The 12,779-nt window shown below is 74.7% G+C and carries 9 protein-coding genes; 3 read left to right on the forward strand and 6 right to left on the reverse strand.

All coding sequences use genetic code 11. From position 1 onward, the window contains the following. Nucleotides 1-92: 92 nt before the first annotated feature. From meaB to HLA93_RS09585, 6 genes are all read right to left on the reverse strand, one after another. Nucleotides 93-1,112, reverse strand: a complete 1,020-nt coding sequence (gene meaB / locus HLA93_RS09560; protein ID WP_222194146.1) for a methylmalonyl Co-A mutase-associated GTPase MeaB — start codon at nucleotides 1,110-1,112, stop codon at nucleotides 93-95. Beyond that, complete coding sequence (gene scpA, locus HLA93_RS09565) at nucleotides 1,109-3,319, reverse strand: methylmalonyl-CoA mutase (protein ID WP_222194147.1); 2,211 nt, start codon at nucleotides 3,317-3,319, stop codon at nucleotides 1,109-1,111. Before scpA ends, meaB begins: the two co-directional genes overlap by 4 nt. Then, entirely contained in the window at nucleotides 3,316-5,268 is a 1,953-nt protein-coding gene (locus HLA93_RS09570) for a methylmalonyl-CoA mutase subunit beta (protein ID WP_222194148.1), read from the reverse strand. Before HLA93_RS09570 ends, scpA begins: the two co-directional genes overlap by 4 nt. Before the next feature lie 67 nt (nucleotides 5,269-5,335). Continuing rightward, complete coding sequence (locus HLA93_RS09575) at nucleotides 5,336-6,565, reverse strand: amidohydrolase (RefSeq protein WP_222194149.1); 1,230 nt, start codon at nucleotides 6,563-6,565, stop codon at nucleotides 5,336-5,338. Further along, a complete protein-coding gene (locus HLA93_RS09580; RefSeq protein ID WP_222194150.1) occupies nucleotides 6,562-7,710 on the reverse strand; it encodes a glutamate--cysteine ligase in 1,149 nt (382 codons plus the stop codon). The genes HLA93_RS09575 and HLA93_RS09580 overlap by 4 nt, the downstream gene beginning before the upstream one ends. Before the next feature lie 197 nt (nucleotides 7,711-7,907). Next, nucleotides 7,908-9,563 (reverse strand): acyltransferase family protein, encoded by a 1,656-nt coding sequence (locus HLA93_RS09585; protein WP_306433326.1) that lies wholly within the window; start codon nucleotides 9,561-9,563, stop codon nucleotides 7,908-7,910. Between HLA93_RS09585 and HLA93_RS09590 the strand changes: the two genes are divergently transcribed. The 3 genes from HLA93_RS09590 to HLA93_RS09600 are packed head-to-tail and all read left to right on the forward strand — an operon-like array spanning nucleotide 9,456 to nucleotide 12,765. Then, the gene (locus tag HLA93_RS09590; RefSeq protein ID WP_222194152.1) at nucleotides 9,456-10,289 is read left to right on the forward strand and encodes a purine-nucleoside phosphorylase; all 834 of its coding nucleotides are present in this window, start codon (nucleotides 9,456-9,458) and stop codon (nucleotides 10,287-10,289) included. The two genes, HLA93_RS09585 and HLA93_RS09590, sit on opposite strands and share 108 nt — an antisense overlap. Next, nucleotides 10,286-11,140 carry an NAD-dependent epimerase/dehydratase family protein gene (locus tag HLA93_RS09595; RefSeq protein ID WP_222194153.1) on the forward strand — a complete coding sequence of 285 codons (855 nt, stop codon included), beginning with the start codon at nucleotides 10,286-10,288 and terminating at the stop codon, nucleotides 11,138-11,140. The genes HLA93_RS09590 and HLA93_RS09595 overlap by 4 nt, the downstream gene beginning before the upstream one ends. Further along, nucleotides 11,137-12,765 carry a phospho-sugar mutase gene (locus tag HLA93_RS09600; protein ID WP_222194154.1) on the forward strand — a complete coding sequence of 543 codons (1,629 nt, stop codon included), beginning with the start codon at nucleotides 11,137-11,139 and terminating at the stop codon, nucleotides 12,763-12,765. Before HLA93_RS09595 ends, HLA93_RS09600 begins: the two co-directional genes overlap by 4 nt. Nucleotides 12,766-12,779 lie beyond the last annotated feature (14 nt).

A 12,779-nucleotide genomic window follows, 5' to 3' on the forward strand; every position in this document is an offset into this window, starting at 1 on the left:
TCGGGCCCTCGGTGACCGCCGGCGGGGACTGGCGGGGCGGTACGCGGTCCCGCACCGGCTGCCGCGTGCGCCGGGTCCGACGCCTTCCTCGATCAGGGGGCGGACCGGTGGCCGAACGCGCTGAGCATCCGCTGGGCGGCCTGAGCCGGCGTGAGCTCACCGTTCAGCACTGCCGCCTCGAGTTCCGGCGCCGCTGCCCGCACCGCCGGGTGCTCGCGGAGCTGGTGCTCCAACCCGTCGCGGACCAGCTGCCATGTCCAGCGCACCTGCTGACCCCGGCGCCGCTCATCCAGCTCCCCCGCGGCCCGCATCCGATCCTGGTGCTGGACGACCTGCGCCCAGACCTCGGCGAGCCCGGCACCGGTTAGCCCGGCGCAGGTGAGCACGGGCACGGCCTCCCCGCGCAGCATCCGCATCGCGCCGGCCAGCTCACGGGCGGCGCGGCGCGCGTCGACCTCACCCGGGCCGTCGGCCTTGTTCACCGCGATCACGTCGGCGATCTCCAGGATGCCGCGCTTGATCCCCTGGAGCTGGTCACCGGTGCGGGCGAGGGTGAGGAACAGGAAGGTGTCGACCATCTCGGCGACGGCCACCTCCGACTGCCCGACGCCGACGGTCTCCACCAGGACGACGTCGTGGCCGGCCGCCTCCACGACGACCATCGACTCCCGGGTCGCTTGCGCCACCCCACCCAGCGTCCCCGCGGTCGGCGCGGGCCGGATGAACGCGTTCGGGTCGACGGCGAGCCGGGCCATCCGGGTCTTGTCGCCCAGGATCGAGCCACCGGACCGGGCCGACGACGGGTCGACGGCGAGCACCGCGACCTTCGACCCCGCGGCGGTCAGGTCGACGCCGAGGGAGTCGATGAACGTCGACTTCCCGACCCCGGGTACCCCGCTGATCCCCACCCGCCGCGCCTTCCCGGCGTGCGGCAGCAGCTGCACCAGCAGCTCCTGGGCCGCCTCCCGGTGGTCGGCCCGCCGCGACTCGACCAGCGTGATCGCCCGCGCCACCGCCCGCCGCTCCCCGGCCAGCACCCCCTCGGCCAGCCCGAGGACGCCGACGGACCGGCCAGCCGAGCGGCCAAAGTCGCGACTTTGGCCCTCGGTCACGCGTGGCCGAGCCGGGTGGACAGGGTGTGGAGCAGGTCCTGGGCGGCGTCGGCGATCACCGTGCCGGGCGGGAAGACGGCGGCCGCGCCCATCTCCTTCAGGGTCGGGACGTCGTCGGGCGGGATCACCCCGCCCACCACGACCAGGACGTCGTCGGCGCCGAGCTCGGCGAGGGCGTCCCGCAGCGCCGGCACCAGCGTGAGGTGACCGGCGGCCAGCGAGGAGACGCCGATGACGTGCACGTCGGCCTCGACCGCCTGCCGGGCGACCTCCTCCGGGGTCTGGAACAGCGGGCCGACGTCGACGTCGAAACCCAGGTCGGCGAAGGCGGTCGCGATCACCTTCTGCCCGCGGTCGTGCCCGTCCTGGCCCATCTTGGCCACCAGGATCCGCGGCCGGCGGCCCTCCGCCTCGGCGAAGGCGGACGCCAGCGCGCGGGTCTCCTCGACCGGGCCCGAGGCGCCGGCTTCATCGCGGTACACACCGGAGATGGTGCGCACCTGCCCGGAGTGCCGCCCGTAGACCGCCTCCAGCGCGTCGGAGATCTCCCCCACCGTCGCCTTCGCCCGTGCCGCGTCGACCGCGAGCTTGAGCAGGTTGGCGTCCAGGTCGTTGCCGCGCCGTCCCTCGGCCGCGGCCCGGGCGGCGTCGGTCAGCCGGCCCAGCGCCTCGGTCACCGCACCGGTGTCTCGGGTGGCGCGCAGCTCGGCCAGCTTCGCCTTCTGCTGGGCGAGCACGTCGGCGTTGTCGACCCGCAGCACCTCGACCGCCTCGTCGGCCTCCACCCGGTACTTGTTCACCCCGATCACGGGCTGGCGGCCGGAGTCGATCCGCGCCTGGGTGCGGGCGGCGGCCTCCTCGATCCGCAGCTTCGGGATGCCGTCGTCGATGGCCTGCGCCATGCCCCCGTGCTCGGCGACCTCGGCGATGTGCGCCCAGGCCCGGCGGGCCAGGTCGGCGGTCAGGCGCTCCACGTAGGCCGATCCGCCCCACGGGTCGATGACCCGCGTCGTCCCGGACTCCTGCTGCAGCAGCAGCTGGGTGTTGCGGGCGATCCGGGCGGAGAAGTCCGTCGGCAGCGCGAGCGCCTCGTCCAGGGCGTTGGTGTGCAGCGACTGGGTGTGCCCCTGGGTGGCGGCCATCGCCTCCAGGCAGGTGCGGACGACGTTGTTGTAGACGTCCTGTGCCGTCAGCGACCAGCCCGAGGTCTGGCAGTGGGTGCGCAGCGACATCGACTTGGGGTTCTGCGCCCCGGCTTCGCGTACGAGCTTCGCCCACAGCAGCCGACCGGCCCGGAGCTTGGCGACCTCCATGAAGAAGTTCATCCCGATGCCCCAGAAGAAGCTCAGCCGGGGCGCGAACGCGTCGACGTCCAGACCCGCGGCCTTGCCCGCCTGCAGGTACTCCACCCCGTCGGCGAGGGTGTAGGCCAGCTCCAGGTCGGCCGTCGCCCCGGCCTCCTGGATGTGGTAGCCGGAGATGGAGATCGAGTTGAACCGCGGCATCCGCGCCGCGGTGAAGGCGAAGATGTCGCTGATCACCTGCATCGAGGGCTTCGGCGGGTAGATGTAGGTGTTGCGGACCATGAACTCCTTGAGGATGTCGTTCTGGATCGTCCCCGTGAGCTGCTCCGGGCTCACCCCCTGCTCCTCTGCCGCGACGACGTAGAGCGCCAGCACCGGCAGCACGGCGCCGTTCATCGTCATCGACACGCTCATCTTCTCCAGCGGGATGCCGTCGAACAGCTGCCGCATGTCCAGGATCGAGTCGATCGCCACCCCGGCCATCCCGACGTCGCCGACCACCCGCGGGTGGTCGGAGTCATAGCCCCGGTGGGTGGGCAGGTCGAAGGCGACGCTCAGCCCCTTCTGCCCGGCGGCCAGGTTGCGCCGGTAGAACGCGTTGGACTCCGCCGCGGTGGAGAACCCGGCGTACTGCCGCACCGTCCAGGGCTGGGTGGTGTACATCGTCGGGTAGGGCCCACGCAGGAACGGCGCGATGCCCGGATAGGTGCCCAGGAAGTCGATGCCGTCCAGGTCCTCCGGGGTGAACAGCGGCGGGACGGCGATCCCCTCCGGCGTCTGCCAGGTCGCCTCACCGACGTCCCGGCCGGTGGCGTCGGCGTACGCCTTCGCCCAGTCGTCCCGGGTCGCCGCGGACCCCGGCCTGCCCAGCTCCAGGTTCCCGAAGTCGGGCATCCCGCTCATGCCGACACCTCCTGGGACCCATGGTGACCGACCTGGCCGCCTTCCCGGCCATGTTGGCGAACATGGCCGGGCAACAGCTCGTCGAGGACGGTCCTGAGCACGGCCAGGGCGTCGCAGCCGGCGTGCACGTAGCCGTCGACGCCGTCCACCGCCAGGGACGGCGGCCCGGCCAGCCACACCTGGGTGGCCCCGGCGGCCCGCAGCTCCGCGGCGAGCGTGGCAGCGGAGGCGTAGTCGCGGTCGGTGCCGCAGATGCAGGCCACCGTCGTTCCGGCGAGGCCGTCCACCCCGTCCCCGGTCGGGGCCAGGAGCCCGCCGGCGCCGAACAGGTTGGCGGCGAAGGTGGCCCGGGCGGTGTGCCGGGCCACCGGCCCGATCGTGGCCAGGTGGACCCGCGGCCGGGGGTCGACGGCCGCCACCCGGTCGCGGAGCTCCTCGAACGCCTGCGCGGCCCGCACCCGCGGCAACCCACCCGGGGCCGGCGGCAGCGCCTCGGCCGCGGGACGACGGACCGGCAGCACCTCGGCCGGGTTCGGGAACTCGGTGACGCCGGTGATCGCGTCGCTGCGGTGCGCCACCCGCTGCTGACGCTCCGCCCAGGCGGCACCGATGCGCTCGGCGACCAGCCCGGAGGACAGCGCCGCGGCCAGCCCACCGGCCCGCTCGATCTCGGTGAACCAGGCCCACGCGGCCTGCGCCAGGCTCTCGGTCAGCGACTCGACGTACCAGGAGCCACCGGCCGGGTCCAGGACGCGGGCGAGGTGGCCCTCCTCGACCAGCAGGCTCTGGGTGTTGCGGGCGATCCGCCGGGCGAAGGCGTCGGGCAGCCCGAGCGCGGCGTCGAAGGGCTGCACCGTCACCACGTCGGCGCCGCCGACACCGGCGGCGAAGCAGGCGACCGTCGTCCGCAGCATGTTCACCCACGGGTCGTGCCGGGTGACCATCACGTTCGAGGTGACCGCGTGCTGGCGCATGGCCCGGGCCTCGGCCGGCACCCCGCTCGCCTCGCCCACCCGGTCCCACATCCGGCGGGCGGCCCGCAGCGCGGCGATGGTGGTGAACTGGTCGGCGCCGGCCGACAGCCGGAACTCCAGCTGGCCGACGGCGTCGGCGACGTCCAGCCCGCCCTCGGTGAGCGCCCGCAGGTAGGCCACCCCGGCAGCGACCGCGCACCCGAGCTCCTCCACCACCGAGCCACCGGCGTCGGCGAAGACGGTGCCGTCGGCGACGACGGTGCGCCAGCCCGCGGGGGCGCAACGGGCGAGGTCGGCCAGGCCGGTGAGGTCCTGCGGCTCCCCGGTCGTGGCGTGCACGCCCAGCGGGTCCAGCCCGAGGCAGCCCCCGGCGGCGAGGTCGGTGCGGCCGGCGACCAGCGCCAGGAACGCCTCCGCCGCGGCCACCCCGCCCTGCAGGGTCACCGGCGCGAGGTCCAGCAGCACGTCGGCCAGCACCTCGCCCAGCGCGTCGGCCGGCACGGCGCCCTCGCCGACCACCAGCCACAGCGAGAAGACGCCGTTCTCCAGGTCCGCGGCGATCGCCTCCCGGGTGCGGGCCACGTCGGGGTCGGCGTGCCGCTGCCGCACGTCCCAGCCGGCGGGCACGTCCGGGTCGGCGCCCCCGGCCGCGGTGACCCCGGCGGCCCCGGCCCGCGAGCCGCGCACGAACGGCGGCAGCCCGGGCACCCCGGCCAGCGTGGGCAGGTCGCCGGCGTCCTCGGCGGTGTAGAGCGGGGCGACGGTGACCCCGGTCGCGACGGTGCGCGCCAGCGCGTCCTCGACCGGGTCGGGCAGCTCCTCCCGCCCGGCCTTGCGCAGCACGCCAGTCACCAGCTCGCGCCACTGGTCCCGGGTCGCGGCGGGGAACTCCCCGGCCAGCGACAGGACGTCGGGCGCCGGTGGCTCGGCGGGCGGCCGGCCGGCCGGCGCGGTCGGGTGGTCGGTGGAACTCATCGTCGGGTCCCCGCCTCTCGTGGACGACGCGCGTCAGCCCAAGATCTACACGATCCGCGGCTCTTCCCTACCGTGCGGGTGCCACCGCGTCGGCGGTCAGTGCGTGCAGCGCGGTGCGGGCCAGCAGCCGCACCCCGACCTCGATCGCCCGCTCGTCGACGTCGAACGTGCCGCGGTGCAGGTCCAGCGGGGTCCCACCGCCGTGCGTCCCCAGCCGGGCGAGCGCGATCGGCAGCACCTCAGCGAACCAGCCGAAGTCCTCCCCGCCCATGCTCTGCGGGGAGACCGCGACGCCGTCGCTGCCCACCGTCTCCAGCGCGGCCGACCGCAGCAGGGCGACGCTGCGCGGGTCGTTGACCACCGGCGGCACGCCGCGCACGTACTCGATCGACACCCCCGCCCCCGACGACCCGGCCACCTCGGTGACCAGCCGGCGGACCAGGTCCTCCGCCTCGTCCCAGACCGACCGGTCGAGCACCCGCAGCGTGCCGCGCAGCTGGCCGGTCTCGGGGATCGTGTTCGCCGCGACCCCGGCGGTGATCGCGCCCCAGACCAGCGACAGGCTGGCCCGCGGGTCGACCAGCCGGGACAGCAGCCCCGGGACCTCGGTGGCCACCCGCCCCATGGTGTGCACCAGGTCGACGGTCAGCTGCGGCCGCGCGGTGTGCCCGCCCGGCCCGGTCAGCGTCACCTCCACCCGGTCGCACGCGGCGGTGATCGCCCCGGTGCGCAGGCCGACCGAGCCGGCGGTCAGGGACGGGTCGCAGTGCAGCGCGAACGCCCGGGTCGCCCCGGCCAGCACGCCCTCGTCGACGACCTCCAGCCCACCGCCGGGGACCTGCTCCTCGGCGGGCTGGAACACGCAGCGCACGGTGCCGGGGAGCCCGTCCAGCGAGGCGAGCGCCAGGGCGACGCCCAGCAGCACGGTCGTGTGCACGTCGTGGCCGCAGGCGTGGCAGAGCCCCTCGCGGGTGGAGGCGTACGGCACGTCCTTGAGGTCGGTCAGCGGCAGCGCGTCGATGTCGGCGCGCAGCACGACGACCGGGCCGGCGTCCGGGTCCCCGCCCACGTCGCAGACCAGCCCGGTGCCCGACGTCAGCCGCCGGGGGGCCAGACCGGCGGCGGTGAGCCGCTGCTCCAGGAAGGCGGTGGTCTCGTGCTCGGCGAAGCCCAGCTCGGGGTGGGCGTGCAGGTGCCGGCGTACCGCGACCAGTTCCGGCTGGTGTGCCTGCGCCCAGGCATCGACCGCCCGGCCTGCGTGGTCGTGCCGGTCGTCGAGGGGCGGTGCCTCGGTCACGCCGGCGCCGTCCCGGGCAGCCCGTCGCGCAGCTCGGCCAGCAGGCTGTCGACCACCGGCGCCAGCTCGCCGTCGTGCGCGGCCGCGACCGCCCGCTGCCGCTCGTAGGACCCACCGGCGGCGAGCACCCGCCGCACGTCGGTCAGCTCTGCCTCGCAGCCGAGCTTGCGCGCCGTGGGCAGCAGCTCCTCGACCACGTCGGCGATCGCCTCGCGCACCGGCCGCACGGTGCCCTGCTCGTCGACGACGATCTCGGCGTCCAGGCCGTAGCGCACGGCCCGCCACTTGTTCTCCCGCACTACCCAGTCCGCCGGAGAGGGCAGCGTGTAGCCGCGGTCGAGCTGGGTGTCGAACTGCTCGACCAGGCACTGCGCGAGCGCGGCGACCGCGCCGACCTCGTCGAGGGTGGGCAGCCCGTCGCAGATCCGCAGCTCCACGGTGCCGAAGTCCGGGTGCGGGCGGATGTCCCACCACACCTCGCGGACGCTCTCGATCGCCCCGGCGTCGATCAGCGTGCCCATGTACTCCTCGAACTCGCCCCAGTCGGCGAGCTGGTAGGGCAGACCGGCGGTCGGCATGCCCTCGAAGACCTTGGTGCGCGCCGAGGCGAGCCCGGTGTCGCAGCCGGCCCAGTAGGGCGAGGACGCCGACAGCGCCAGGAAGTGCGGCACGTACTGGGTGAGCGCGTTGACGATCGGGATGATCTTCTCCGGCGACCGGACGCCGACGTGCACGTGCACGCCGAAGATCTGCAGCCGCCGGGCCAGCCACTGCATCCGCTCGACCAGCTGGGTGTACCGCTCCTTGGGCGAGATCGCCTGGGAGTCCCACCGGGTGAAGGGGTGGCTGCCGGCGCACATCACACCCAGGCCGCGGCGCTCGGCGGCGGCGACCACCTCGGCGAGCGTGCCGGCCAGGTCGGCCTTGGCCTCGGCGACCGTGGTGCAGACCCCGGTGATGATCTCCACGGTCGACTGCAGCAGCTCGTGCTTGGCCTTGGGGTGCTCGTCGAGGCCCTCGGGGGTGAGCTCGGCGAGGATCTCGGTTGCGCCGGCGGTCAGCTCGCGGGTCTGCGGGTCGATCAGCTGCAGCTCCCACTCCACCCCCAGACTGGCCCGCTCGGAGGCGTGGAAGGGGATCTGCACCTCGGCGAGTCTAGGGACGGCGCCCGACACCCGCCGGACGGCGCCGCCCAGTCACGTGCACGTGCGATGGCCGTGCAGACCCAATCGTCGGTGGAACGGTGGTCTCGACGCCGCTACCGCTCTCGCCGACGGACATCAGGGCAGGGTCGCCGACCTGCGGCCACCTGCGCGGGCGACGACGCGCACGACCTCAGCGATCAGCGGACCGAGGCAGGAGCTCCGCCACGGCGCTCCACCTGGTCGACGCCTTCCCGCTGGGACGCTCCGTCGTACGGGACGGGGATGCGTGCTGTCGCGGGGACGCCCTCGTGGGCTGCCGCGACGCGCGTCGGTGTCCAGCCGGAGGTCGACTCCGTCGAGACGTCCCCGACCCCGTGCCGGCCGCGCGCCGTGCCCCGTCGTCCGGCGCGGCTCCCGCCGGACGTGAACCTGCGCCCCAACTGGATGAAGGGAAGCTCGACTCCTCGGTACACCAGATCAGCGATGAGCGTCGATGCGATCACCACGGCCAGGGCGGACAGCAGACGCGGTGGGCCGAACACGGGGACGGCCATGGCGACCAACCACCCGGCGAGGCCCTGGACCAGGTAGAGCGAGTAGGAGCGCTCCCCCACCCAGGTCAGGAACCGGCCGCCGAACAGCCGGCCCAGGGCGGGCAGCAGCACGAGCGACGGCATGATGAGCCCCACGGCGAACCCGTAACCCAGGATGACCAAGGGCTCACCGCCGGCAATCCGGACCAGTGTGGGAACTGCCAGTTGATAGGCCAAGAACAGTGCCCAGCAGGCGGCGGCCACGCCCGGGCGAGCCAGCAGGGCCGTGTACTGGAAGGTGCTGGGCCGGTGCAGCAGCACCGCGACGAGGCAGCCGACGGCGATGACGAGGTAGCTCACGACACGGCCGTCGGTGACGTCCCACGAGGCCGCGCCCACGACGAACAGGCCGGCGATCAGCGCGAGGCGGTTCCGCCGTAGCCCGGGGACACCCGGCAGGAAGGCCAGCAGTGGCCAGAGCAGGTAGAACTTCTGCTCGATCCCGATCGTCCACGTCTGGATGTAGAGGATGTCCCCATGCGGCCAGAGGTCGACGTTGAAGGTCGCGTACCACGGGAGCGCGGCGCCGATCTCACGAGCCTCGTACTCGCCCCGCAGAACGAACAGCCCCACCAGGACGGCGAGGACGGCAAAGTACGCCGGCCAGATGCGGAAGACGCGGCGGACGTAGAAGTCCCGGAGACTGATCTTCCCCCGCCTGTCCTCTTCCCTGAGGGCCAGCGTGGTGATGAGGAACCCGGAGAGCACGAAGAAGACGTGGACGCCCAACCACCCCGACGCCCAGGCGAAGGACGGGCCGCCGAAGTGGAAGACGACGACGGCTACCGCCGCCACCGCACGGACTCCGTCGAGTGCTGGGAATCGACGGGATTCGCGATGGGCGACGAAGTCGACGGGTCCGTGCATTTTCAATCCTCCTAGGCGCCCCAGGGGGCGCAGCACCCTCCGACCGAGAAGACAACGGCCAGCGTGGCTGACGATAAACGAATCGTGGCTCATCGCCCCGATTCGCCGGACCCGGTCGCCTCGGGCGCCCCACGCACCCCGTGCGGCCCGGGCACAGCCCCACCACCGCATGCTGCAGCTCAGGATGGGCCACCCACCAGTCCGCCCAGGTGAGTCCGCGCGGCCCCCGCCTCTTCGACGTCGGCCCGCAGGCCCCGCCCGCACCATCTGAGCTAGTTTCGGCGGGTGCCTGAGCGGACCGACCTGACTCCCACCGACCCCACGGCCACTAACCCCGGGAGGATCGCCCAGCGAGCCGCCGAAGACATGCAGGCAACTCTCGGCGAGGGTCATGACGTCGCCGTGGTGATGGGCTCGGGCTGGGCGCCCGCCGCCGACGCCTTCGGCGAGACGCTGGCCAGCGTCGCGATCGGTGACCTGCCGGGGTTCGCCGCCCCGACCGTCACCGGGCACGGCGGGGAGATCCGTTCGGTCCGGGTGGGCGAGCGCAAGGTGCTGCTCTTCCTCGGCCGCACCCACCTGTACGAGGGCCGCGGGGTCGAGCCGGTGGTGCACGGCATCCGCACCGCCGCGGCGGCCGGGGTGCGCACCGTCGTGCTCACCAACGCCGCCGGCGGGCTCCGCCCCGAGCACCGGGTCGGCCAGGCCGTGCTGATCAGCGACCACCTGAACATGACCGCCCGCTCGCCGCTGGTGGGCGCCACCTTCGTCGACCTGACCGACCTGTACTCCGCGCGACTGCGCACGCTGGCCAAGGAGATCGACCCGTCGCTGGCCGAGGGCGTCTACGCCGCCCTGCCCGGCCCGCACTTCGAGACCCCGGCCGAGATCCGGATGCTCACCACGCTGGGCGCGGACCTCGTCGGCATGTCCACCGCGCTGGAGGCGATCGCCGCCCGGGCGGCGGGCATGGAGGTCTTCGGCCTGTCGATGGTCACCAACGCCGCGGCCGGCATCACCGGTGAGGCGCTGGACCACCTCGAGGTGCTGGAGGCGGGCAAGGCCGCGGCCGGCCGGCTCGGCAGCTTCCTGGTCGAGCTGATCGGCCGCATGCCGTGACCGGTCCGGTCCTGGTCACCGGGGCGGCCGGCGGGCTCGGGACGGCGCTGCGCGGCGGGCTACCCGAGCGGGGCTGGGCGCTGCGCAGCCTGGACCTGGTGCCGGTCCCGGACCCGCGGCCGGGCGAGGAGCACCTGGTCGCCGACGCCGCCGACCTCGATGCGGTCACCGCGGCGGCCCGGGGCGCCGCGGCGGTGGTGCACCTGGCCGGGATCCTCGGCGAGGCGACCTGGCCGGCGATCGTGCGCTCGCACATCGAGACCACCCGCACCGCGCTGGAGGCCGCCCGCCGGGCCGGCGTCGCGCGGGTCGTGCTGGCCAGCAGCAACCACGCCAGCGGCTTCACTCCCCGGCCGGCGTCCGGCCTGCTCACCGAGGCCGATGCCCCGCCGCGGCCGGACACCTACTACGGGGTGGCCAAGGTGACGATGGAGGCGCTGGGCTCGCTGTACGCCGACCGGTACGGCCTGGACGTCGTCTGCCTGCGGATCGGCAGCGCCTTCCCCCGGCCCACCTCGGTGCGCCAGCTGGCCACCTGGCTCTCCCCCGGCGACACCGTGCGGCTGGTCGACGCCGCGCTCCGCACGCCCTCGCCCGGCTACCGGGTCGTCTGGGGCGTGTCGGCGAACACCCGCGGCTGGTGGGACCTCACCGCCGCCCGCGCGCTGGGCTACGAGCCCGCCGACGACGCCGAGGTCTACGCCGCGGAGCTGGTCGCCGCCCAGGGCGAGGCCGACCCGGCCGACCCGGTGCACGCCCGGGTGGGCGGGGAGTACACGCTGCCCGGCGTGGACGTCGACGTGGTCGAGGCCGCCCAGGGCCCGGTCCAGCCGAGTGGAGGCCCCCGATGACCGACCTGCTGGACGCCGCCCGCGCCTGGGCCGCCGCCGACCCGCACGACGGCGACCGCGCCGAGATCGAGGCGCTGGTCGCCGCCGACGACGAAGCCGAGCTGGCGCGCCGGTTCACCGGGCCGCTGACCTTCGGCACCGCCGGGCTGCGTGGCCCGCTGCGCGCCGGCCCGGCCGGGATGAACGCCGCCGTGGTCAGCCGCGCCGCCGCGGGGCTCGCCCGGTACCTGACCGACTCCGGGCAGGGTGGTCGCGGCGTGGTGATCGGCTACGACGCCCGGCACCGCTCCGACGAGTTCGCGCACGTCTCGGCCGCGGTGCTCGCCGGCGCCGGGTTCGCCGTGTCGGTGCTGCCCCGCCCGCTGCCCACGCCGGTGCTGTCCTTCGCCGTCCGGCACCTGGGCGCGGTCGCCGGGGTGATGGTGACCGCCAGCCACAACCCGCCGCAGGACAACGGCTACAAGGTCTACCTCGCCGACGGCGCCCAGCTGGTGCCGCCGGCCGACCGGGAGATCGAGGCCGCGATCGCCGCCGCCGGCCCGGCCCGCGAGCTGCCGCGCTCCGACGACTGGAACACCCTCGGCGACGACGTCGAGGACGACTACGTCGCCGCCGTGGTCCGGGCGCTGGACCCCGACCGGGTGGACGCCGCGGCCCGCCGGCGTCTCGTGGTGGCCTACACCGCGATGCACGGCGTCGGGTCGGCGACCACCCAGCGGGTGTTCGCCGCCGCCGGCTTCGCGCCGCTGCACGTCGTTCCCGAGCAGGACCGGCCCGACCCGGCCTTCCCGACGGTCGCCTTCCCCAACCCGGAGGAGCCGGGCGCGGTCGACCTGCTGACGGCACTGGCCACCCGCACCGGCGCCGACGTCGCGATCGCCGAGGACCCGGACGCCGACCGGTGCTCGGTGGTCCTGGGCGGGCGCCAGCTCACCGGCGACGAGGTCGGCGTGCTGCTGGGCGACTGGCTGCTCCGCCGCGGGGCGCGCGGCACCTACGCCAACTCGCTGGTCAGCGGCTCGATGCTCGGCGCCCTCGCCGAGGCGCACGGCGTGCCGTTCGAGCAGACCCCGACCGGCTTCAAGTGGATCATCCGGGCCGGCTCGGCCGCGGCGCCGCTGGCGTTCGGCTACGAGGAGGCTCTGGGCTACGCGGTGTCGCCCACGGTCGCCCACGACAAGGACGGCGTCTCCGCGGCGCTGGCCGTGGCGCTGCTCGCCGCCGACCTCGCGGTCGAGGGCCGGACGCTGGCCGACCGGCTCGACGAGCTGGCGGTGGAGCACGGCCTGTTCGCCACCGGCCAGCTGTCGGTGCGGGTGGAGGACCTCACGCTGATCTCCGACGCGATGGCCCGGCTGCGCGCGCAGCCACCGGCCCAGCTGCTCGGCCGACCGGTCACGGTGGTCGACCTGGCGGACGCCGACCCGCCGCTGGACGCCGTCCGGCTGACCGGGGACGGCGTGCGGGTGATCGTCCGGCCCAGCGGCACCGAGCCGAAGCTCAAGGCCTACCTGGAGGCCGTCGTCCCGGTGCCCGACGCCACGGAGCTGCTGGCCGCCCGCACCCGCGGAGCGGCCGAGCTGGACCGGCTGCGCACGGAGATGGCCGCCGCCCTCGGGCTCTGAGGGTCGACGCGACC

This window comes from Modestobacter italicus, assembly GCF_019799965.1.
In the GTDB taxonomy this organism is placed as follows: domain Bacteria; phylum Actinomycetota; class Actinomycetes; order Mycobacteriales; family Geodermatophilaceae; genus Modestobacter; species Modestobacter italicus_A.